This window comes from Streptomyces sp. PTY087I2, assembly GCF_001687325.1.
Lineage (GTDB): Bacteria > Actinomycetota > Actinomycetes > Streptomycetales > Streptomycetaceae > Streptomyces.
This window is the reverse complement of sequence record NZ_LZRD01000003.1, coordinates 96507-119582: the sequence shown is the minus strand read 5'-3', so window position 1 is coordinate 119582 and position 23076 is coordinate 96507. Positions and strand designations below refer to the sequence as shown.

Genomic DNA, 23076 nt, shown 5'->3' with positions numbered 1-23076 from the left:
GTGAAGGGGGCCGTGGGGTGGGGGAGCGTGGTGCGAACGGGGTATCTGTGAATTGCGGTGAGGTTACCGATCCCCGTCATTCGTTCGAATCTACAAGACGAGGGCGGACACCAGCCAACTCCTTCAGTGTTTCGGTGACTGCACCGGTCGGGTCCTGGCTTGTGTACTGGGCCACACACCACGTGAACACCACATGAACGAGCCAGTCAGGGCAGGCCGTCCCCGGCCCCGGCGAACGACCGATTGAGAAGAAGAGAGCCACTCATGGACTTCCTTCGCCCCGCCAGCTGGGAGGAGGCGCTCGCCGCCAAGGCCGAGCACCCCACGGCTGTACCCATCGCGGGCGGCACCGATGTGATGGTCGAGATCAACTTCGACCACCGGCGGCCCGAGTACCTCCTGGACCTGAACCGCATCGGTGAGCTGTCCGAGTGGGAGGTGGGCCAGGAGAGCGTGCGGCTCGGCGCCTCCGTGCCGTACAGCAGCATCATGGAGCACCTGCGGACCGAGCTGCCCGGTCTGGCGCTCGCCTCGCACACCGTCGCCTCCCCGCAGATCCGCAACCGCGGCGGCGTCGGCGGCAACCTCGGCACCGCCTCGCCGGCCGGTGACGCGCACCCGGCCCTCCTCGCCGCCGACTGCGAGGTCGAGGCCGAATCCGTACGCGGTACGCGGCTGATTCCCATCGACGCTTTCTACACAGGCGTCAAGCGCAACGCCCTGGAGCCGGACGAGCTGATCCGCGCCGTGCACATCAGGAAGGCCGACGGACCGCAGCAGTACTCCAAGGTCGGCACCCGCAACGCCATGGTCATCGCGGTCTGCGCGTTCGGCATCGCCCTGCACCCCGAGACCCGCACCGTGCGCACCGGCATCGGCTCCGCCGCCCCGACGCCCATCCGGGCCAAGGAGGCGGAGGCCTTCCTGAACGCCGCGCTGGAGGAGGGCGGGTTCTGGGAGAGCGGAAAGATCATCACCCCCGCGATCGCCAAGCAGTTCGCCGCTCTCGCGTCCGGCGCCTGCAACCCGATCGACGACGTGCGCGGCACGGCGAAGTACCGCAGGCACGCGGTCGGCATCATGGCCCGCCGCACGCTCGGCTGGACCTGGGAGCAGTACCGCGGCGCGGGCCGCACGCTGGAAGGAGCTGCGTAACCATGCGAGTCAATTTCACGGTCAACGGCCGTCAGCAGGAAGCCGACGACGTGTGGGAGGGCGAGTCCCTCCTCTACGTCCTGCGTGAGCGCATGGGCCTGCCCGGCTCCAAGAACGCCTGCGAGCAGGGCGAGTGCGGCTCCTGCACCGTCCGCCTGGACGGCGTCCCGGTCTGCGCGTGCCTGGTGGCCGCCGGACAGGTCGAGGGCCGCGAGGTCGTCACCGTCGAGGGTCTCGCCGACTACGCCAAGCACCGCGAGGACGCCCACCCGGGCGGCGGCTGCGCCTCCGGCGCCTGCGGCACCACCCTGGACTCCGCCAAGCGCTGGCAGGCCCGGCCCACCGACGGCCAGACCGGCGAGGCCGTCGAACTGGCCCCGATCCAGCAGGCGTTCATCGACGCCGGAGCCGTCCAGTGCGGCTTCTGCACCCCCGGCCTGCTGGTCGCCGCCGACGAACTGCTGGAGAACACCCCCTCCCCGTCCGACCAGGACATCCGCGAGGCGCTCTCCGGCAACCTCTGCCGCTGCACCGGCTACGAGAAGATCCTCGACGCGGTCCGCCTCGCGGCCGCCCGCCAGGGAGAGGCGGTCCAGTCATGACGACGCGCCCCGAAGCCACTACCCGCCCCGAAGCGACGACGCGCCCCGCGGCCACCATGCCGAAGGCCCAGAACGTGCCGTCCGGAACCCCGACCAAGATCACCCAGGGTTCGCCCACCAAGGGCGGCATCGGCGAGTCCACGCTCCGCCCCGACGGCACCCTCAAGGTCACCGGCGAGTTCGCGTACTCCTCCGACATGTGGCACGAGGACATGCTGTGGGGCCAGACGCTGCGCTCCACCGTCGCCCACGCGGAGATCGTCTCCATCGACACCTCCGAGGCGCTGGCCACCTCCGGCGTCTACGCCGTGATGACGTACGACGACCTGCCCGCCGAGATGAAGAACTACGGGCTGGAGATCCAGGACACCCCGGTTCTCGCCCACGGCAAGGTCCGCCACCACGGTGAGCCGGTCGCCATCGTGGCCGCCGACCACCCGGAGACGGCCCGCCGCGCCGCCGCCAAGATCAAGATCGAGTACCGCGAGCTGCCGCTCATCACCGACGAGGCCTCCGCGACCGCCCCGGACGCCGTGCTCGTCCACGAGGGCCGGGACGACCACCACATCGGCCATGTCCCGCACCCCAACATCGTGCACCGCCAGCCGATCATCCGCGGCGACGCCGACGAGGCCGCCAAGCGCGCCGACGTCATCGTCACCGGCGAGTACGTCTTCGGCATGCAGGACCAGGCCTTCCTCGGCCCCGAGTCCGGGCTCGCCGTGCCCTCCGAGGACGGCGGCGTCGAGCTGTACGTCGCCACCCAGTGGCTGCACTCGGACCTCGGCCAGATCGCCCCCGTCCTCGGCCTCCCCGAGGACAAGGTCCGTATGACGCTCTCCGGCGTCGGCGGGGCCTTCGGCGGCCGCGAGGACATCTCGATGCAGATCCACGCCTGCCTGCTGGCGCTCCGCACCGGCAAGCCGGTCAAGATCGTCTACAACCGGTTCGAGTCCTTCTTCGGCCACGTCCACCGGCACCCGGCGAAGCTCCACTACGAGCACGGCGCCACCAAGGACGGCAAGCTCACGCACATGAAGTGCCGCATCGTCCTGGACGGCGGGGCCTACGCCTCCGCCTCCCCGGCCGTCGTCGGCAACGCCTCCTCGCTCTCGGTCGGCCCGTACAAGATCGAGGACGTCGACATCGAGGCGATCGCCCTCTACACCAACAACCCGCCCTGCGGCGCGATGCGCGGCTTCGGCGCGGTCCAGGCGTGCTTCGCCTACGAGGCGCAGATGGACAAGCTCGCCGCGAAGCTGGACATGGACCCGGTGGAGTTCCGGCAGCTCAACGCCATGGAGCAGGGCACCCTGCTGCCCACCGGACAGGCCTGCGACTCGCCGGCCCCGGTCGCCGAGCTGCTGCGCCGGGTCAAGGCCCGCCCGCTGCCGCCCGAGCAGGAGTGGCTGACGGCCGGCGCCGAGGGCACCTCCGTCGACGTACGCGCCCTGCCCGGCGGCCTCTCCAACACCACCCACGGCGAAGGCGTCGTCCGGGGCGTCGGCTACGCGGTCGGCCTGAAGAACGTCGGCTTCTCCGAGGGCTTCGACGACTACTCCACCGCCCGCGTGCGGATGGAGGTCATCAACGGTGAACCGGTCGCCACCGTGCACACCGCGATGGCCGAGGTCGGCCAGGGCGGCGTCACCGTCCACGCCCAGATCGCCCGGACCGAACTCGGCGTCAACCAGGTCACCATCCACCCCGCCGACACCCGCGTCGGCTCCGCCGGATCCACCTCCGCCTCCCGTCAGACGTACGTCACCGGCGGCGCGGTCAAGAACTCCTGCGAAGCCGTCCGGGAGAAGGTCCTGGAGCTGGGCCGCACCAAGTTCGGCACCTACCACCCGGCCTGGGCCACCGCCGAACTCCTCCTGGAGGGCGGCAAGGTCGTCACCGACGGCGGCGAAGTCCTCGCGGACCTGGCCGACGTACTGGAGAACGAGGTCATCGACATCGAGCTGGAGTGGCGCCACCGGCCCACCGAAGCCTTCGACCTCCGTACCGGACAGGGCAACGGCCATGTCCAGTACTCCTTCGCCGCGCACCGTGCCGTCGTCGAGGTCGACACCGAACTCGGCCTGGTCAAGGTTATCGAACTGGCCTGCGCCCAGGACGTCGGGAAGGCGCTCAACCCGCTCTCCGTCCTCGGCCAGATCCAGGGCGGCACCCTCCAGGGCATGGGCGTCGCGGTGATGGAGGAGATCATCGTCGACCCGCAGACCGCGAAGGTGCGCAACCCCTCCTTCACGGACTACCTGCTCCCCACGATCCTCGACACGCCGACGATCCCGGTCGACGTGCTCGAACTCGCCGACGAGCACGCCCCCTACGGGCTGCGAGGCATCGGCGAGGCCCCCACCCTGTCGTCCACCCCGGCCGTCCTCGCGGCGATCCGGAACGCGACGGGCCTTGAGCTCAACAGGACACCGGTGCGGCCCGAACACCTCACCACCACCTGAGAGCCTGCCGGGTGACCTCCCACCGGTCGTCACCCGGCAGCCTCCGAGCGGTCCCCCCCCCAACTCTCCGGGCGGTGCGCAGCGCCGAGAACGTCACACTTTTCCGCACCCCGCACCGCCCGGAGGTCCGAGTACCGCACCGCTCGCGGTTCTTCTCCGCCGTGCCCGTGAGCACGGCAGCGCCTCACGGATCATCCGTGCCGCCGGCACATCCGTTCTGCTTCAACAGTCCGTCCCGGCCGTCCCCGGGTCGTGCAGCCGACGCAGTCATCCCAAATCCCGCATTCAGGAATCTCCAAGCGGGTGCCCCTGTGAACCTTGGGAGTCAGGCATCATGACCCAGCAGTCAGTGGAACCGAAAACCAGCCCGGAAGGCGCGGGCCCCGGCTCGCGCGTCCCCGCCGGAAGATCATGGCTCGACCGGTACTTCCACATATCCGAACGAGGATCCACGGTCGCGCGCGAACTGCGCGGCGGCGTCACGACCTTCATGGCGATGGCGTACATCCTTCTGCTCAACCCGCTGATCCTGGGCGGGGAGGACGTCAACGGCAACCTCCTCAGCCAGCCCGGCCTGATCACCGCGACCGCCTTCGCGGCGGCCGCGACGACCCTGCTCATGGGCTTCGTCGGCAAGGTGCCCCTGGCGCTCGCCGCCGGGCTCAGCGTCTCCGGTGTGCTCGCCTCGCAGGTCGCGCCCAACATGACCTGGCCGCAGGCCATGGGCATGTGTGTGATCTACGGTGTGGTGATCTGTCTCCTGGTGGTCACCGGCCTCCGCGAGATGATCATGAACGCGATCCCGCTCGCGCTCAAGCACGGCATCACCATGGGCATCGGGCTCTTCATCGCCCTCATCGGCCTCTACAAGGCCGGATTCGTCCACCAGGGCGAGGCGACCCCCGTCACCCTCGGCCCGGCCGGTGAGCTCGCCGGCTGGCCCGTCCTGATCTTCTGCGTGACCCTGCTGCTCATCTTCATGCTCCAGGCGCGGAACATCCCCGGCGCGATCCTGATCGGCATCGTCGTCGGCACGCTGGTCGCGATCGTCATCAACACGATCGTCGACATCGACCCCAAGACGTGGAGCAGCGGCCCGCCGGAGCTGGAGGGCAGCGCGGTCTCCACACCGGACTTCTCGCTCTTCGGGAACGTCGAGTTCGGCGGCTGGGGCGACGTCGGCGTGATGACGGTCGGCATGATCGTCTTCACCCTGGTGCTGGCCGGCTTCTTCGACGCCATGGCCACCATCATCGGCGTCGGCACCGAGGCCAAGCTCGCCGACGACAAGGGCCGTATGCCGGGCCTGTCCAAGGCGCTGTTCATCGACGGCGCCGGCGGTGTCATCGGAGGTGTCGCCTCGGGCTCCGGCCAGACGGTCTTCGTCGAGTCGGCCACCGGCGTCGGCGAAGGGGCCCGGACCGGGTTCGCCTCCGTCGTCACCGGCCTCTTCTTCGCCGCCTGCCTCTTCTTCACCCCGCTCACCGCGATCGTGCCGACCGAGGTGGCCTCCGCCGCCCTCGTCGTCATCGGCGCGATGATGATGCAGAACGCCCGGCACGTGGACTGGGGCGACCGTTCCGTCGCCATCCCGGTCTTCCTGACCGTGGTCCTGATGCCCTTCACGTACACCATCACCACCGGTGTCGCCGCGGGTGTCATCTCGTACAGCGCCATCAAGCTCGCCCAGGGCCGGGCCCGTGAGGTCGGGGCCTTCATGTGGGGGCTGACGGTGATCTTCATCGTCTTCTTCGCCCTCAACCCGATCGAGAGCTGGCTGGGCGTCCACTGACGCCCGGGTCCCCTTCCCGCTTAAGGAGAGAACGCCATGCTGGACATCGCCGAAGAGCTGCACCGGTGGGTCTCGCAGGGACGCGAGTTCGCCGTCGCCACCGTGGTGGCGGTCGGCGGCAGCGCGCCCCGGCAGCCCGGCGCGGCCCTCGCCGTCGACCGCGACGGCACGGCCGTCGGGTCGGTCTCCGGCGGCTGCGTGGAGGGGGCCGTGTACGAACTGTGCCAACAGGCCATGGAGGACGGCCGGCCCGTCCGTGAGCGCTTCGGCTACAGCGACGAGGACGCCTTCGCGGTCGGCCTGACCTGCGGCGGCATCATCGACATCCTGGTGACCCCGGTCCGGGCGGACGACCCCGCCCGGCCGGTGTTCGCCGCCGCGCTCGCGGCCGCCGCGGAGGGGACGGCGGCCGCCCTGGCCCGGGTCACGGACGGGCCCGAGGACATGCTCGGCCTGCCGCTCCTGGTCCGCCCCGACGGGAGTTACGAGGGCGGGCTCGGCGGCCACCCGGCGCTCGACCGGACCGCCGCCGCCGAGACCCGGGCCCTGCTGGACGCGGGCCGCACCGGACCGCTCGCCATCGGCGCGGAGGGCTCCCGCTGCGGCCGGCCCATCGAGCTGCTGGTCGAGTCCAGCGTGCCGCCGCCCCGCATGATCGTCTTCGGTGCCATCGACTTCGCGGCGGCCCTCGTCCGGGCCGGGAAGTTCCTCGGCTACCGGGTCACCGTCTGCGACGCCCGCCCGGTCTTCGCCACCGCCGCCCGCTTCCCCGAGGCCGACGAGATCGTCGTCGAGTGGCCCCACCGCTACCTCGCCGGGACCGAGACCGACGCCCGTACCGTGCTCTGCGTCCTCACCCACGACGCCAAGTTCGACGTACCGCTCCTGGAGGCGGCCCTCCGGCTCCCGGTGGCCTACGTCGGCGCGATGGGCTCGCGCCGCACCCACCTGGAGCGCAACGACCGCCTCCGCGAGGTCGGGGTGTCCGAGCGCGAACTCGCCCGGCTGCACTCGCCGATCGGCCTCGACCTCGGCGCCCGTACGCCGGAGGAGACGGCCCTGTCCATCGCCGCCGAGATCGTCGCGGTCCGGCGCGGCGGCAGCGGCGTACCGCTCACCGGGGCCCACACCCCCATCCACCACGACAGCAGCGGACAGCCGCTCGCCTCGGTGGCCTGAAACGCCCGTCACCACCCCGTCCGTCCCGGGCGGGTTACCGCCACGGCGGTTTCCCGCCCGCCCGGAACGCAGCGGTCACCCCGGATCAACCGGTAGATCAGCTGCATGACTTCTTCCCCCTCCTCCGTTCCCGGCCGGGCGAGATCCGCTCGCCCGGGACGCAGAGCCCTGCTCCTGGCGACCTCGGCGGCCCTCCTGGGCGGCATGCTGGTCCCCTTCGCCGGTGCGGGCACCGCAGGCGCGGCCCCGGTACCGGGCGCCGACGCCCAGCGCCCCGCCCCGCGCACCGAGAGCCATACCGTCACCCTGGTCACGGGCGATGTCGTGCGGTACGTGGACGGCCCCGGCGACCGGGACACCGTCACCGTGGACCGCCCCGACGGCGCGAGCGGCGGCGTCCGTATCCAGCAGGCGGGCGAGGACGTGTACGTGTTGCCCGACGAGGCCACCACGCTGATCGCGGCGGGCACCCTGGACCGGCGGCTGTTCAACGTCTCGGCCCTGGTCCGGATGGGGTACGACGACGAGGGCACCGGCGCCATTCCGGTCATCGCCACCTATCCGCCCGCCCGCGCGAAGACTCTGCCCGTGGCCCCGCGCGGCGCGAAGAAGGTCCGGACTCTCGCCTCCATCCACGGGGCGGCGCTCAGCGCCGACAAGGACGGGGCGCGCACGTTCTGGGACGCCATCACCCGTACGCCGAGCGCCCGTTCGCTCGACGGGGGGATCGCGAAGCTCTGGCTGGACGGCCGTTCCGAGGCACTGCTCGCCGAGTCTGTGCCGCAGGTGAGGGCCCCCGAGGCGTGGGCCGCGGGCTTCGACGGCAAGGGCACCAAGGTCGCCGTCCTGGACACCGGCATCGACGCCGGCCACCCGGACGTCAAGGACCGCCTCGTCGGCTCCCGCAGCTTCATTCCCGGCGAGGAGGTCGACGACAAGCACGGCCACGGCACGCACGTCGCCTCCACCATCGCCGGATCCGGCGCGGCGTCCGACGGCGCGAACAAGGGCGTCGCCCCGGCGGCCGACCTGCTCGTCGGCAAGGTCCTCAGCGACGAGGGCTCCGGCGCGGACTCCGGGATCATCGAGGCCATGGAGTGGGCGAAGGCCGAAGGGGCCGACATCGTCTCCATGAGCCTCGGCTCCCCGGTGCCCGACGACGGCACCGACCCGATGTCGCAGGCGGTGAACTCCCTCTCGGCGGACGGCGGTCCGCTCTTCGTGATCGCGGCGGGCAACGCGTACGGGGCGGGCACGATCGGCTCGCCCGGCTCGGCGCAGCAGGCGCTCACCGTCGCCGCCGTCGACAAGGGGGACGGCCGCGCCGACTTCTCCTCCATGGGCCCGCTGGTCCGCTCGCACGGACTGAAGCCCGACCTGTCGGCCCCCGGCGTCGACATCGTCGCCGCGGCCTCGCAGTCCGTCCCCGGCACCGAGGGCATGTACCGGTCGATGTCCGGTACGTCGATGGCGACGCCCCATGTCGCGGGCGCGGCAGCGATTCTGAAGCAGCGTCACCCCGACTGGACGGGGCAGCGCATCAAGGACGCGCTGATGACCTCGTCCAAGAAGCTCGACGCGTACACCCCGTACGAGCAGGGCACCGGCCGGCTCGATGTGAAGGCGGCGATCGACACCACGATCGAGGCCACCGGCTCGGTCGAGGTCGCCTCCTACACCTGGCCGCACAGCCCGTCCGACGAGGTCGCCGAGCGCACGATCACCTACCGCAACACGGGTGACGCGGACGTGACGCTGAACCTGGCCACCGACACGGACGAGGCGGCCTACACGCTCTCCACCGACCAGCTGACTGTCCCGGCGGGTGGCACCGCCGAGGCGGTCCTCTCCCTGGACCCGGCGAAGGTCGCCGTCGACACCACCTTCTCCGGCCAGGTCGTCGCCACCGACGCGGCGGGCACGGCGGTCGCGCACACCGGCTTCGCGCTCACCAAGGAGAAGGAGCTGCACGATCTGACACTGAAGCTCCGCGACCGCTCGGGCAGGCCGATGGACGGCCTGGTCGTCCTCGGTGAACTGGGCGACCCGCAGCTCGGCCTCGTCCAGATCAGCGGCGGCGAGACCACGCTGCGCCTGCCGCCGGGCAACTACACCGCCTGGGCCTCCGTGGACGTCGACGGCGACCGCCCGGACTCCAAGGCGGTCGCGTTCCTCGCGGCCCCCGAGACGATCCTCACCGGTTCGACCACGGTCACCCTCGACGCGTCCAAGGCCCGCAAGGTCAGCGTGCGCACCCCGAAGGAGACCGAGACCCGCCAGCTCCGCTACGACATGGCGCGCACCGCACCGAACGGCACCGTCCAGCGTGACGCGTACCAAATACCGCTCACCTACGACCAGTTGTGGGCGAGCCCCACGAAGAAGGTGAAGGAGGGCGACTTCAGCTTCCTGACCCGCTGGCGGCAGGGCGAGGAGCTGATCGACGTCGAGGCCGACGGCCGTGACGTACCGGTCCACGTCCAGGGCGGCGCGGCGGTGGCCGAGAACAGCAGGCAGAAGCTGACGGCGGTGTACGCGGGCAAGGGCGCACCGGCCGACTACCAGCGCCTGAACGCCCGCGGTAAGGCCGTCGTGATCACCCGCAGCGCCGGTGTCACCCCCGCCGAACGCCTCGCGGCCGCGCTGGCCGCCGGGGCCAAGGCCCTGTTCGTCGTCAACGACGAGCGCGGCGTGGCGATGGAGAGCTACACGCCGTGGGGCGAGCAGACGACGATCCCGGTCGCCTCGGTCCAGAAATCCGCAGGCGAGAGCCTGATCAGCGCGGCGAAGCGCGGCAAGAAGATCCAGACCAACCAGAAGAAGTTCGCGGACTACCTGTACGACCTGGTGGACCGCCACGACGGCACGATCCCGGACCGCTCACTGGCGTTCGCCCCGTCGGCCAGGCAGCTGGCGAAGGTGGAGAACACCTTCTACGGCCACAGGAAGACGCTCGGCGGCGGCTACCGCTACGACATCCCGGACTACGGTCCCGGCCTCGGCTTCGAGGAGTACGAGCAGTTCCCGGACGTCCGCACCGAATGGGTCAACCCGCTGCCGGGCGACTCCTTCTGGTACGAGAACCACTCGGTCCTCAACGCCGACCAGTCCGACCGGGCCCACGAGATGCGCAGCGCCGAACTGGACTACCGGGCCGGCAAGGACTACCGCGCCGAGTGGTTCGCCCCGGTGACCCGCCCCCGCCTGGGCACCGGCTACTGGGGCCCGTTCCGCACGGTGAACAACGACCTCCAGTTCAACATCACCCCCTGGACGGACGCGGGCGCCGGCCACTCCGGCTCGATGCCGGAGAACGAGTACGACACCACCTCGTACGCCTTCTACCAGGGCGACACGGAGCTGAAGAAGGGCGCGGGCCGAGCGGGCTACATCGGCGACCTCTCCGCCGAGAAGCGCCCCTACCGCCTGGTCATCGAATCCGAACGCGACGCGAAGACCTGGAAGACATCGACCCGTACGCACTCCGAGTGGGGCTTCGTCTCCGGCGCCCTGGACGAGTCCGTCCCCTACCAGGCCGACATCCCGCTGCTCCAGCTGGACTACGCCGTCGACACCGACCTGGCGGGCGACGTCCGGGCGGGCCGCACGACGGAGATCGGCATCGCCTCCGGCACCCAGGAATGGCTGCCGGACGCGGTGAAGGCGAACAAGGCCACGCTGTCGGTCAGCTACGACGACGGCAAGAGCTGGACCGAGGTGAGGCTGAGCAAGAAGAAGACCGGCGAGTGGACGACGAAGCTCCGCACCCCGTCGAAGGGCGCGACCTCGGTCTCGCTCAAGACCCACGCGGAGGGCCCGGGCGGCCTGGTCGTCGACCAGGAGATCATCCGCGCCTTCGGCCTGAAGTGACGCGCTGACCTGGTCCCGCACCCCCTGGGGAGGGAGTGCGGGACCAGGTGTGTCGGGCTCAGGCCGGCAGGACCGCGGGCACCCGTCCGAACCGGGCCAGCAGATGCCAGACCCGCTTCAGGTCCTGCGCGTCGTACCGGCCGGCCCGCACCGCGTCACCGATGATCCGGGCGTCGAGCCACCCGTCGACCGCCAGGGCGGAGCCGAGGGCGACGAACTCGGGCCCCCGGTAGCCGGGATGCCGCCGCAGCTCCGTCACGGAGAGCCGGAACCCGGGATGCCACTCGACGGGGCAGGGCAGCAGGCGGGCCGCGGCCTCCACCGCCGTCCCCCGGTGGGCCGGGTCGAGCACCAGCGCCTCCACGTCGCGGTCCAGCCGGACCGGGGCGTGGATCTGCGCCTCGACGTAGTCGTCCAGGGCGTCACGGTCATCCGCGGCCGCCAGCTCGACGAGCCCCGACATCCGGGCCGCGACCCCGAAGTGCACGGGTTCCGCGGCGCTGTCGGGGTAGCAGAACGTGGCCGCGCCGAGGACCTCCGGCACCAGCCTGAAATGCGCGGAACCGAACCGGGGCGCGCCGCCGAACGGCGTACGACCCAGGTCCAGCGCCCCGTAGACGGGCCGCTCGACGGGCTCCGCCCGGTCGTACGCGCCGCCGAAGATCCGGCTCTCCCAGCGCCACCGGTCGCCGCCCGGGTGCGCGGTGAGCCCCCCGTTGCTGGTGCCGGTCACGAACTGGGAGACGTACAGACCGTCCCCGCCCAGCCGTTCGAGGATCGGCATCCCCGCCACCGCCCGGTCGGGGTGGAAGTTCAGGGTGACGCGCGGCCCGGGGGCCAGGGGAGCGCCCGAGGACAGCGAGGAGACGTGCTCCAGCGCCCGTCGGCGGGGAGAGGGGACCGGGAGATCGGCGTTCATCGTGACAGTGTGCCCGGACGGGTTCGGGGGAGCACTTGAATACCCGGCCCGGCCGGTGCGGTTGGATATGCCCATGAGCGTTCACGATGTGGCCCGCGGGCTGCCGGGCATATCCGCCCTCACCGATCTCTGCCGTTCCCTGGCGATGCTCGACGCGATCCTGTGTCCGGAGTGGGACCACCGCTGGCACGGCTTCGACGCGCAGTGGTCGCCGACCGAGGCGATGGCCTCGATGCGGGACGGGGCGGGCGGGGAGTACTCCGTCGTCTTCTCCGCCGCCGGCGCGTACGCCCGGGGCTTCGACCACGAGTCGCCGATGAGCCCGTACGTGGACGACGCGCCGTGGCCCGGGGTGCTCGACGAGGTGCCCGAGGTGTTCCGCCGTTACGTCGACGAGCCGTCGTTCTGCGACGAGTTCGGGCTGCCCGTCGTCACCGCCTGCCTCTGGCGTGAGAGCGGCGACGAGCGCTGGCGGGCGGGGGACGTGGAGTTCCCGGAGGAAGGGGAGGACTCCGACGGGGCCGACTGGCTCTTCCAGCTCCTGGTGACGGGGACCCCCGAGTCGTACCGCGAGTGGGCCGAGGACCACTTCGAGGCGACCGTCGACCTCGAAGCCGTACGCCATGTCTACGCGCTGCGCCCGCTGACGGACGAGATCGTCGCCGCGCTCAATCCGGAGCGGGTCCCCGCCGAACTGGCGGAGGACATCAAGGAGATCGGGTATCCGGTCGGCGCGTGAGTCGGTGAGCCGGTCGGGGCCCTCGCGGCCCCTTGCCCGCGTACGGGCCCGGGCTGGCCCCTCCGTGTTCGGAGAGGCCCGCCCGGGCCCCTGTTCACTTGCCGTTCTGCAATGCCTCCCACGTGGCCGGGCCGACCTCGCCGTCCACGCCCAGCTTGCGGGTGGTCTGGTAGCTGCGGACCGCCGTGTCCGTGGTCGGGCCGAAGCTGCCGTCCACGCCCACCGTCTTGCCCAGTGCCGCCGTCAGGGCGCGCTGGAGGCGCTTCACCGCGTCGCCCGAACTGCCCTGCTTCAGCAGCGGGGTCGTGCCCGCCGACAGCAGGGCCGTCCAGGTCTTCGGGCCGACCTTTCCGTCCGCGTCGAGGGAGCGGTCCCGCTGGAACGCCTCCACCGCGCTCTTCGTGGCGGGGCCGAACTGGCCGTCCACCGCGCCCGGGTTGTACTCCTGCTCGGTCAGCAGCGTCTGGACGGCGGTCACCTGCGGGCCCGACGAGCCGGACTGCTGGAGGGTGTAGAGGGGGAACGTCAGACCGTCGCCGCCGTTGCCCGGGTCACCGCCGATCAGCTCCATGTAGTAGTTCCAGTCCCAGTGGGGGCCGGGGTCGGTGTGGTCGTTGCCGGGCACCTCGCTGTGGCCGACGATGTGCGCCCGGTCCTTCGGGATGTTGAACTTCGCGCTGAGGTGGGACGTCAGCGCGGCCGACGAGCGGTACATCGCGTCGGTGAACCAGGCCGGTTCGTCGACCCACCCCTCGTGTTCGATCCCGACGGACGAGGCGTTGGCGCTGCGCGCGTGCCACGCCGTGTCCTGGTCCCGGACCGTCTGGGTGACCTCGCCGTCCGACGACCGGATCACATAGTGGGCGCTGACCTGGGACGCCGGGTTCTGGAACCAGCTGATGGAACCCGCGTACGAGCCCTGGGTGACATGGACGACCACCTTGTCGACGGTCGCCGTGCGGTTTACGGCGAAGTTCTCGGCGTGGGCCGGCACCCAGCGTGCCGAGGGGTAGTCCTCGCTCTGCGCGTAGACGTCCGACGCCGACACCTCGTCCTTGTCCGGGTCGACCGGCCGCGAGGGTACGAGGACCTCCTCGCCGCCGGCCACCGTCGCGGACACGCCGTCGGCGAGGAAGGCGAAGACCGCGTCCGCGTAGAGCGCGGCGGCCGGGCCGTCGGCGGCGCTGTAGCGGGCCACCGCCGGATACCAGGCGTTCACGTCCCGGCGCTCGGCGGCGTCCAGGCCCAGCGCGTCGGCGTGGTCGCGCAGTACGGCCGCGCCGCCGAGGATGTTGGCCGTCGTGTCCCGGCGCAGCCGGGCCGCGCTCTCGCCGGTCAGCTCGGCGGCCTTCTCCAGCGAACGGTTGGCGGGGTTGCTCGCCAGGTGCATCACGCCGTAGCCGTTCGCCTGGCTCGGCTTGCCCGCGTGTCCGTTCAGCCGGGACTCGCCGTAGCCCACGGCGGCCAGCAGATCGCGCGGTACGCCGTACTCTTGCGACGCCTCGGCGAAGGCACGGTTCATCGGATCGGGCGTGTCCGCCCGGGGCGCGGCGTTCGCCGGCTGCCCGGTGGCGAGAAGGGCCGCGGCGGTGAGGGCCGCCACGGCACAGGCGCGGGCCCGGGTTCGGGCGGCGGTGCGTAGGCGCATCAGGGCTCCTGCTCTGTGGGAGGAAGAAAAAAGCCCTCGGGCCCGGGTGGGCCAGAGGGATGCCGAACCCGGCCAGGCTATCGATCTGAGTGGAGCATGACAAAGGGGCGCACCGCTGTCCCCGCTGGCAACATCCTGCAAATTCCCGGGAGTTGGCCGAGCCGCTGCGCCTGTCGGGTGACATCGAGCGTCACCCGACAGGGGTGCCGGTACCGGTTGACGCGGAGCGAGGGGGCGCCCAGCCGTTACCAGCGGTCGCGGTGGATGACGTCCGCCACCGGCCGCCGCCGGACCGGCCCGAAGTTACCCGCGGGCCACCCCACCGGAACGGCGGCGAACGTCGCCATGTCCTCCGGGATGCCCAGCTCCTTCTTCCACTCCTGCTCCAGCATCAGATGCCAGATGGTGATGTTCGCCGCCAGCCCCAGCCCCCGCGCCGCCAGCAGCAGGTTCTGCACCCCCGGATAGACGCAGGAGCCCTCCGCCAGCGCCTGGAACCGGGTCTGCGTGGTCATCATGTGCTCCGTGCCCGCCGGGCCGAGCGCCCGCGCCGACGCGGCGAGTCCCTCCTCGTCCAGGCGCGGCTCCGGGAACCGGTAGCACGGCACGATCAGCACCGGGGTGTCGGCGAAGTGGTCGCGCTGATACTCGATCGCCGCGACCATCCGGCCGTACGCCGCCTCGTCCATGCCCTTGGGCGCGTACTTCCCGGTCGTCGCCAGATACGCGTCCACGCACCGCTTCCACAGCGGGGCGAGCCGTGCCATCACCTGGCGGTCGGTCACCACCACGTACTCGTAACACTGCATGTTGCCGCCGCTGGGCCCCCAGACGGCCGCCTGTATCAGCTGCTCGACCAGCTCCTCCGGCACCGCTTCCGGCTTGAGGCGGCGCATGGCGCGCATCGTGGACATGGTGGCGAAGAGAGCGGGGCCGCCGAGGGCGGACGGGTCGGCCTGAACCGTTTCCATAGTCATGATCGCGGAGTTTACGGTTCCGAACGGCGCGCCAGAAGGGTTCGCGGCAAGGGCTCTTGGCACATGCCCCGGCGGCTGCCCCCGGCGGCCGGACTTCGCGCCCTTTGCACCCGACCGCCCGGGCACCTGGCCCGCCGTCCCACCCCCGGCCCGCCGGCTCAGGTCCGCGTGAGCCGCACCACCGGGATGTCCCGGTCCGTGCCCGCCTGATACTCCCCGTAACGCGGGAACAGCTCCACCAGCCCCGGCCAGACCCGCGCCTTCTCCTCGGCCGGCAGTGTCGCCGCGACCGCCCCGAACCGCTCGGTCTCCACCCGCAGTTGGACCTCCGGATTCGCCTGGAGGTTCAGATACCACAGCGGCGGACGGTCCGAGCCCCCGTTGGACGCCACGATCAGATAGTCCTCGCCGTCCCGCCCGTACATCAGCACCGTGCGCCGCACCGTCCCGCTGCGCCGGCCGACGTAGTCCATCAGCAGACAGGGGACACCGAGCTGGGTCGTGCCCTTCGTGCCGCCGGAGGACTCGTACAGCTCGGCCTGCCGGGCGACCCAGTCGGCGGGGCTCAGCGCGACCTCCGCGGTGTCGTCGCGATCGCCGTCCTGCTCGGCCGTCATGGGCTTCTCCTTCTCTCGTGCGCTCCCGTACGGGCTCCGCCCCCATCCTGGCACCCCACCCGCGCCGCACCCCGGATTCGTACACCTGGACAGCCCTCCCACCGCACGGGGGAACGCGGACCGGGAGGCCGCCCGCGAAGGCGTATAAAGGGTCCTTCCGGAGCAGCCGGCGTCCCCCGATGGCCCCTCCCCCCACCTCCCCTCACCACGCGGCAGGCGTCACCGCGTCACCGAGCCCAGGAGAGCCGCATGAGCACGTCGGAAGAGATCAGCACGCTGCTGGTGACGAAGTTCGGAACCGACCCCGAGGCCATCCGCCCCGATGTTCCGCTGCACCGGCTGCGGCTGGACTCCCTCGCCCTGGAGGAGCTGCGGCTGCACATCGAGGACCGGCTCGACGTGGACCTGGAGGACGTCGCGCTCACCTCGCGCGACACCGTCGGCCGCCTCGTCGAGGCCGTGCACGGGAAGGTCACCGCATGAGCGCGGCCGCCGCGGCTCCCTACCGCCGGGCCCCGCTCGCCCCGTTCGCCGCCGCCGTCACCGGGGTCGGCCTGGTCACCTCGGCCGGTACGGGCGTGGCCGCCGCCTGGCACGGCGTCACCGAAGGCCTCGCGCCGGCCGCCGCACCCCGGCCCGAACTCGACGGTCTGCCCTGCGACTTCTTCTACTCCGTCACCGACTGCGACCCGGCGGCCGTCCTCGGCGTCGCCACCCAGCGGCTGATGGACCGCTTCGCCCAGTTCGCCGTCATCGCCGCCCGTGAGGCCGTCGCCGACGCCGGACTCGACCCGGCCGTCTGGGACAGCGCCCGCGTCGGCGTCGTCATCGGCTCCGCCCACGGCGGACTGCCCTTCTACGACGAACAGGCCGCCGCGCTCGCCGCGCGCGGCCCCCGCCGCGTCTCCCCGAAGCTCGCCCCGCTCAGCGTCGTCAACGGCGCGGCCAGCAGCGTCAGCCTGGACCTCGGCGTCCACGGACCCAGCCAGGCCGTCTCCACCGCCTGCTCCTCCGGCACCGTCGCCATCGGCACCGCCCACCAGATGCTCCGCTCCGGAGCCTGCGACATCGTCATCACGGGCGGTGCGGAATCCACCTGCACCCGCCTCCTGCTCGCCAGCGCGTGCAGCCTCAAGGCCGTCTCCACCCGCCGCGAGGACCCCGCGGCCGCCTGCCGCCCCTTCGACACCCACCGGGACGGCTTCGTCGTCGGCGAGGGCGCGGGCCTGCTCGTCCTGGAACACCCGGACCACGCCCGCGCCCGGGGTGCCACCGTCCGCGCCCACGTGAACGGTTACGGGGCCTCCAGCGACGCCCACTCCGCCGTCGCCCCGGACCCCGACGGCCTCGGCATCGAACGCGCCCTGCGCACCGCCCTCGCCGACGCGGACCTCTCCCCGGCCGACGTCGGGCACGTCAACTCCCACGGCACCTCGACGCTCTCCAACGACCTGATCGAGGCGACGATGCTGCGCCGGGTCCTCGGCGACAGCCCGCTCGTGACCTCCACCAAGGCGATGACCGGCCACACCCTCGGCGCGGCGGGCGGCATCGAGGCCGCGCTCACCGTGCTCGCCCTCCAGCACCAACTGGTCCCGCCGACCGTCAACCTGGACGCCCCCGACCCGCGGATCCCGATCGACGTGGTCGCCAAGGAAGCCCGCGCCGCCGCCTTCGACTGCGCCGTCAAGACCTCGCTCGGCTTCGGCGGGCACAACGCGGCACTCGTCCTCACCAGGTCCTGAGCGGAAGGGAACGCAGCAGCACATGCCCGAGGAGATCATCCGGACCCTGTCGGCCGACGGAGTGCGCTACGGCTACCGCGTCCTGCCGTACGACCGGAGCGGCGGCGCCACCCCCCGTACCGAACCGACGCTCATTCTCGGCGGCGCGCTCCAGGGCATGTTCGGCTGGCCCCAGATGGACGACCACCTCGGCCCCGCCGCCGACGTCGTCACCGCCGACCTGCCCGGCATGGGTGGTGCCGACCCGCTCCCGCCCGGGCCCAGCGCCGATCTGCTGCGCCGCGCCGTCCTCGGCATCGCCGACGACCTCGGCGCTCCCCGGCTCAACGTCTTCGGCTTCTCCTACGGCACCGCCATCGCCTTCGGCTTCGCCCAGCACCATCCGGAGCGGGTGGCCCGGCTCGCCCTCGGCGGGGTGCCGGTCCACATCGACGCCGCCCAGGTCGCCTGCTGGGAGCGGGCCCGGCGGCAACTGGCCGCCGGGGACCGTGAGGGGTTCGCCGTCACGGCGGCCGACGCGCTGATGTGCCTCGACCCCGAACGCCCCGTACACCGACGTGAGTTGGCCCGGCGCTATGTGCGGCGCTCGTTCCTTCACGCGCTCACCCACTCGCCCCACGCCGCGGACTCGCTCCACCGGGCGCTGGCCGACCGGCCCGACTTCACCGGCGGGCTCACCGGCGTACCGGCGCTGGTCTTCGCGGGGGAGCACGACACGGTGACCTCGCCCGCGCGGCAGCGGGAGTTCGCCGCGACGATCGACGGCAGCCGGTTCCTGACGATCGGGGAGTCCGACCACTGGGTGGTCCTGGAACGGGCCGAGGAGGTGGCCTCGCTGGTCACCGGGTTCTTCACCGGGCGGGAGCCGACGGCAGCAACTGCCTTGTCTGCCAGCGCTGTTGTGCTGCCGCGCCAGGCCACGGCCCCGGCCGGGCGGACCTGAGCTTCGGTCCGCGACGGCCGGGGCCGGGTGCCCCGCGACCTACCAGGGCCAGAGGCCGCCGGACTTGATCCGCACCACCTGCGGGTCGTGGTCGCTCGCCTGGTCGGCGAACTCGGCGTTGATGTGCACCACGTCGTAGTCGAAGCGGCGGACGCCGGGGCTCGTCAGAATGTGGTCCAGCGTCTGCGAGTTGCCGTCGAAGACATAGCTGTACCGCTCGCCGGCGGGCAGCGTCGAGATCAGCGGCTTCAGCACCTTCCCCTTCGTCAGCGCCTTCATCGTCGGCGAGAACTCGAAGTCGTTGAAGTCCCCGAGCGCGACGACCTGCGCCGACTTGTCCGCCTTCAGCAGCGAGGCGACGAAGGTGTTGACCTCGGCGGCCTGCTGGATCCGCTTCGTCTCCGAGGACCGCGTCGGCTCCTGGTAGCGGCCGTGCAGCGGCTGGTCGCCGCCCTTGGACGCGAAGTGGTTGCCGATGACGAAGACCGGCTTGCCCCGGAAGACGAACTCGCCCACCAGCGGCTTGCGGCTGTCCGCCCACGCCGGGCTCGCCGGGTTGATCCGGCCCGGGGAGGCCGACAACTTGACGCCCAGCCAGGTGTCGACGGCCCGCACCGGCGTGGTGGCGTCGCCGCCCGGCCGGTCGGTGAACGAGACCCGCTTCGGGTTGTAGAGGAAGACGTTACGGATGTTGCCGCCCGGCTCGCCGCCGTCCTTGTTGTTCTCGGGAGCGATGTAGCGCCAGGCGTAGCGCGGCCCGCCCTTCGCGACGACCGCGTCCGTGAACCGCTTCAGCGTCTCCTCGGACCCCGTCGTACCGTCGTTCACCGCACCGTTGTCGTCCTGGATCTCCTCCAGCGAGACGATGTCGGGGGAGGACAGGTTGACCGCGACACCCTCGGCCAGGGTGTCGAACTTGGCCTGGTCGTCGCCCGCGTCGAGGTTCTCCACGTTGTACGTGGCGACCGCCAGCTCGTCCTTCTTCTGCTTGCGGGTCACCTCGCGCCGCAGCTTCTTGTCGACGACCGTGCCCAGCTCGGTGGCCTGCACGTTGTAGCCGCCGTAGCTCGCGTAGTCGAGTACGCCGGTGGTGCGGCCCTTCAGCACGTCGCCCACGTTCGCCGCGGGGATCGGCTGCGCCGGGTCCAGCGACATCACCTTGAGGCGGCCGGTGTTCTGGTCCTCGTACGAGGCGTAGAGCGTGCCGCCGCGCCGCGTCGGGTTCTCCTTCGGCTTGACCGTCACCCAGATCTCGTCGTACGCCGTCGTCGCCCCGGTCACCCGGGTGTCGGCGATCCGGACCCGGGAGCCCTCCAGCGCCTCGTACAGGTCCAGCGCGTAGCGGGCCGGGTCCAGCGGCAGCGCGTCGATCGCCCCGCCGTCCGCCGAGGGCACGTAACGGCTCGGCACCGAGCGGGCGTCGAGGACGACCGGGGCGGGCAGCGCGTTGCCGGAGGAGAGCACGGTGACGCGGGGCGCGGTGATCTGCGTGAGCGACTGGGTGCCGGTGCCCGGGTAGTACTCCGCGACCTTGCCGCTGACCAGGACGGAGTCCCCGGCCTGCACGGTCGGTGCGGCGGAACCGGTGTAGACGAACAGGCCCTCGCTGGTGCGCGGGTCGTTGTCGGGCGCGGTGTCCTGGATCCAGAAGCCGCGCGAGCCGCTGGTGCGTACGCCGGTGACGACGCCCGGGACGCCGGTCACCGCCGCGCCCTCCAGCGGGGAGACACGGGTCGTGCCCTGGATGTCGTGGATCCGTACGTCACCGGGCTCGGTGGGGCCGGGCTCCTCGGGCTCCTGCCCGCCGCCGGACGTCTCGCCCTTGGTGTTGACCGGGGTGGGCGCGCCCGCCGAGAGGTCGGCCGCGTTGTCGTCGGTGTCGGCGAGCGAGGCGGCGCGCGCGACGGACGCGGTGGCCGAGGCGCCGGGGACCGGGCCGCTGCCCTCCCGGACGACCGCGGAGCCGTACCCGACCAGATCGACGATCCGGGTGTCCGCCGCGCAGTCCGCCGCCGTCTTGCAGGTGAGCGGGGCCGTCCCCGAGACCAGGGCGACGGTGCCGCTGCCCGCCGCCATGGCGATCGTGCCGGTGGCGTCCGCGGTGGGCAGCGCGACCGTACCGCCGGTGCCCGCGGCCTGCGCGACCAGATAGCGGCCGCCGGGCGCGATCGACCCGGACAGCTCGGAGACCTGCCACTGCGATCCGGCCGACGGGCTGCCCGGCAGGTACTGGACGCTGAGGCCGCCGACCTCGAAGGGCGCGGAGCCGGCGTTGGCCAGCTCGACGAAGTCCCGGGTCAGCGTCGCGCCGGAGTTGCCCCCGCCGCCGTACACCTCGGAGATGACGGCGGTGGCCGACGGCGCCGCCTGGGCGGCGGGCAGGGCGGTCACCGCGAGAGCGACGGCGACGGCGCCGGTCAGCAGGACGGAACCGGATCTGTATATCTGCACGGGAGGAGCCCCCAACTGAACTGAGTGGTAGGGGCAAAAGCTATGCGCGTAGAACAGGGCATGACAAGGCATCATCGGTTAATTCCCGGCATCAACCGGATGGAGAGCAGGTCTCCCCGGCGCCGCGCGAAGGCCGCCCGCCCGCTTCGTACGCCCGCCATGCCGCTGCCACGCCCCCGCTACGCGCCTGTCACGTGCGGAAACAGTGGAAACAGGAGGGCAACGCGCCCTGCTGAGACGGCCGTCCACCATACGGTCAACGGTTTGACCGGGTTACGCCGTTCCGGCTACGTTGCGCGCCATGCAGCGATCCGCACACCTGACGACGCGAGGTCATGTCGACCTGAAGCGCGTGTGCTCCGCGGCGTGTCACCGGGCCTGAACGCACCCCGCCCGCCGCGACGGCCACCGGAGCCCTTCCGGAGCGCGCCCGGGCAACCGTTCCACGGGAGAAGCCGCGACCCGGAGGGTTTTCGGCACGAGGCTCCGGCTCCGTCCGGACGCCTTCCCGCACGGCCCGCTGCCATCGAGGACCTGTGAAGACACCAGTGAAGCGTCCGCCCGTGCCCCACCGCCGCGCCACCACCCCGCTGCGTCGCTCGGACATCCCGGCCGCCGGGCCCGCCCGCCGCGCCCAGGGCACCGGCTCCGTGCTGAGCGCGATCCTCGACCACGGGCCCGTCGCCCGCTCCACCGTCGCCCGGCTCACCGGCCTCTCCCCGGCGGCGGTCACCGGCCACGTCGGGCAGCTGCTGGCGCGCGGGCTCGTCCGGGAGGGCGCGGAGACCGCCGGGCCCAAGGGGCTCGGCCGCCCCCACATCCCCGTGGAGATCGACACCGGCCGCTACCTGGTCGCCGGGGCCCATGTCGCCGTCGCGCACTCCACCGTCTCGCTGATGGACCTGCGCGGCCGGATCGTCGCCGAGGACCGGCAGCCGCACGCCGTCGGGGCGAGTGGCCCGTACGCCACCGTCCCCGACGGCTCCCCGCGCGGCCTGGCGACCGGGCCCGCCCTGCTGCGCGACCTCGCCGACCGGCTGCCCCGGCTCGTCGACGCGCACGCCGCCGGCCGGACCGTCCTCGCCCTCGGCTTCGCCACCGGGCACCGGGTGGACCCGGCCGCCGGGGTCGTCGTCGAACATCCGCACCTGGGCTGGCGGGACGTCCCGGTGCGCGAGATCCTCGAAGCCGCCACCGGCCTCCCGGTCCATGTGGACAGCCACAGCCGGGCGTTGGCCCGGGCCGAGCAGCTGTTCGGCGAGGCGTCGACCCGGGGCAGCGCGGTCCTCCTCTTCGTCGGGGCCGTGGTGGACGCGGCGTTCGCCAGCTCCGGGAGCCTGCACCTCGGCCCCCGCTCCGGCGCGGGCAGCGTGGCCCATCTGCCGCTGGGGTCGGGCGGATCGGGCGGGGCCGAGCCCTGTTCCTGCGGGCGTACCGGCTGCCTCCAGTCGGAGGTGTCCGAGCGGGCCATGGTGCGCCGGGCCGCCGAACAGGGCCTGATCGTCGGCTCGTTCACCGAACTGCTCGACGGGGCCCTGGCCGGCGACGAACGGGCCCTCGGGCTCTTCCGCCGCCGCGCCCTGCTCGTCGGCCGGGCGGCGGCCCTGCTGCTGGACATGTTCGACCCGGAGGTCCTCGTGGTCGTCGAGCCGGGAGCCGGTCGGCTCCCGGAGTGCCTGGCGGATCTGCGGGCCGAGGTGGCGCGGCGCTCCTGGGTCTGCGACGACCCCGAACGGGCCGTGGTGCCCAGCAGCTTCACCGGTTCGGTGCTGGCCACGGCGGGCGGCGCGGTGGCGCTCGGCGCGCTGTACACGGACCCGCTGGGGCCCTGGCCCGCGCTGCCCGCCGTCTCCTGAACCCGCCTCCTGGACCCGTCCGCGGGACCCGTTCCGCGGCCGGTGCGGAACCCGACTTAATTCAGAACGTTGCATTGTTGACCGGCCCGACAGACCCACAGGACAATGGATTCATGAC

The 23076-nt window shown here is 72.1% G+C and carries 16 protein-coding genes; 11 read left to right on the top strand and 5 right to left on the bottom strand.

Going from position 1 to position 23076, the window contains the following annotated elements:
• Nucleotides 1-264 precede the first annotated feature (264 nt).
• From A3Q37_RS04015 to A3Q37_RS03990, 6 genes are all read left to right on the top strand, one after another.
• The gene (locus A3Q37_RS04015; RefSeq protein ID WP_065477554.1) at nucleotides 265-1155 is read left to right on the top strand and encodes a xanthine dehydrogenase family protein subunit M; all 891 of its coding nucleotides are present in this window, start codon (nucleotides 265-267) and stop codon (nucleotides 1153-1155) included.
• Between the two features lie 2 nt (nucleotides 1156-1157).
• Nucleotides 1158-1757 carry a (2Fe-2S)-binding protein gene (locus tag A3Q37_RS04010; protein ID WP_010064299.1) on the top strand — a complete coding sequence of 200 codons (600 nt, stop codon included), beginning with the start codon at nucleotides 1158-1160 and terminating at the stop codon, nucleotides 1755-1757.
• 56 nt (nucleotides 1758-1813) lie between these two features.
• The gene (locus tag A3Q37_RS04005; RefSeq protein ID WP_065477966.1) at nucleotides 1814-4222 is read left to right on the top strand and encodes a xanthine dehydrogenase family protein molybdopterin-binding subunit; all 2409 of its coding nucleotides are present in this window, start codon (nucleotides 1814-1816) and stop codon (nucleotides 4220-4222) included.
• Nucleotides 4223-4556: 334 nt separating this feature from the next.
• On the top strand, nucleotides 4557-6014 hold the full coding sequence (locus A3Q37_RS04000) for an NCS2 family permease (RefSeq protein ID WP_065477552.1): 1458 nt from the start codon (nucleotides 4557-4559) through the stop codon (nucleotides 6012-6014).
• 36 nt (nucleotides 6015-6050) lie between these two features.
• Complete coding sequence (locus A3Q37_RS03995; RefSeq protein WP_065477550.1) at nucleotides 6051-7193, top strand: XdhC/CoxI family protein; 1143 nt, start codon at nucleotides 6051-6053, stop codon at nucleotides 7191-7193.
• 204 nt (nucleotides 7194-7397) lie between these two features.
• Nucleotides 7398-11063: a S8 family serine peptidase gene (locus tag A3Q37_RS03990; RefSeq protein ID WP_079137646.1), complete on the top strand. Its 3666-nt coding sequence runs from the start codon at nucleotides 7398-7400 to the stop codon at nucleotides 11061-11063.
• Between the two features lie 58 nt (nucleotides 11064-11121).
• Here the strand turns inward: A3Q37_RS03990 and A3Q37_RS03985 are convergent, their stop codons facing one another.
• Nucleotides 11122-11982 carry a DUF3626 domain-containing protein gene (locus A3Q37_RS03985; RefSeq protein WP_065477548.1) on the bottom strand — a complete coding sequence of 287 codons (861 nt, stop codon included), beginning with the start codon at nucleotides 11980-11982 and terminating at the stop codon, nucleotides 11122-11124.
• Between the two features lie 73 nt (nucleotides 11983-12055).
• Here A3Q37_RS03985 and A3Q37_RS03980 point away from each other — a divergent pair, with 73 nt between their 5' ends.
• Nucleotides 12056-12721 carry a hypothetical protein gene (locus A3Q37_RS03980; RefSeq protein ID WP_065477545.1) on the top strand — a complete coding sequence of 222 codons (666 nt, stop codon included), beginning with the start codon at nucleotides 12056-12058 and terminating at the stop codon, nucleotides 12719-12721.
• Between the two features lie 94 nt (nucleotides 12722-12815).
• Here the strand turns inward: A3Q37_RS03980 and A3Q37_RS03975 are convergent, their stop codons facing one another.
• The 3 genes from A3Q37_RS03975 to A3Q37_RS03965 all read right to left on the bottom strand — a co-directional run bounded on the left by A3Q37_RS03975 (nucleotide 12816) and on the right by A3Q37_RS03965 (nucleotide 15963).
• Nucleotides 12816-14369 carry a peptidoglycan-binding protein gene (locus A3Q37_RS03975; protein WP_065477543.1) on the bottom strand — a complete coding sequence of 518 codons (1554 nt, stop codon included), beginning with the start codon at nucleotides 14367-14369 and terminating at the stop codon, nucleotides 12816-12818.
• Between the two features lie 245 nt (nucleotides 14370-14614).
• Nucleotides 14615-15346 carry a nitroreductase family protein gene (locus tag A3Q37_RS03970; RefSeq protein ID WP_065477541.1) on the bottom strand — a complete coding sequence of 244 codons (732 nt, stop codon included), beginning with the start codon at nucleotides 15344-15346 and terminating at the stop codon, nucleotides 14615-14617.
• Nucleotides 15347-15504: 158 nt separating this feature from the next.
• Nucleotides 15505-15963 carry a nitroreductase family deazaflavin-dependent oxidoreductase gene (locus tag A3Q37_RS03965; protein WP_065477538.1) on the bottom strand — a complete coding sequence of 153 codons (459 nt, stop codon included), beginning with the start codon at nucleotides 15961-15963 and terminating at the stop codon, nucleotides 15505-15507.
• A 249-nt stretch (nucleotides 15964-16212) separates the two neighbouring features.
• Between A3Q37_RS03965 and A3Q37_RS03960 the strand changes: the two genes are divergently transcribed.
• Genes A3Q37_RS03960 through A3Q37_RS03950 form a run of 3 tightly spaced genes read left to right on the top strand, consistent with a single transcriptional unit; the run spans nucleotide 16213 to nucleotide 18651 of the window.
• A complete protein-coding gene (locus A3Q37_RS03960) occupies nucleotides 16213-16446 on the top strand; it encodes an acyl carrier protein (RefSeq protein WP_030585195.1) in 234 nt (77 codons plus the stop codon).
• On the top strand, nucleotides 16443-17708 hold the full coding sequence (locus tag A3Q37_RS03955) for a beta-ketoacyl synthase (RefSeq protein ID WP_065477536.1): 1266 nt from the start codon (nucleotides 16443-16445) through the stop codon (nucleotides 17706-17708). The genes A3Q37_RS03960 and A3Q37_RS03955 overlap by 4 nt, the downstream gene beginning before the upstream one ends.
• Before the next feature lie 22 nt (nucleotides 17709-17730).
• Complete coding sequence (locus A3Q37_RS03950) at nucleotides 17731-18651, top strand: alpha/beta fold hydrolase (protein ID WP_065477534.1); 921 nt, start codon at nucleotides 17731-17733, stop codon at nucleotides 18649-18651.
• Between the two features lie 39 nt (nucleotides 18652-18690).
• Here A3Q37_RS03950 and A3Q37_RS03945 read toward each other — a convergent pair whose 3' ends face one another.
• A complete protein-coding gene (locus A3Q37_RS03945) occupies nucleotides 18691-21102 on the bottom strand; it encodes an endonuclease/exonuclease/phosphatase family protein (RefSeq protein ID WP_065477532.1) in 2412 nt (803 codons plus the stop codon).
• A 548-nt stretch (nucleotides 21103-21650) separates the two neighbouring features.
• On the opposite strand from A3Q37_RS03945, the gene A3Q37_RS03940 reads away from it, so the two are divergent.
• Nucleotides 21651-22958 carry an ROK family transcriptional regulator gene (locus A3Q37_RS03940; protein ID WP_065477530.1) on the top strand — a complete coding sequence of 436 codons (1308 nt, stop codon included), beginning with the start codon at nucleotides 21651-21653 and terminating at the stop codon, nucleotides 22956-22958.
• Nucleotides 22959-23076 lie beyond the last annotated feature (118 nt).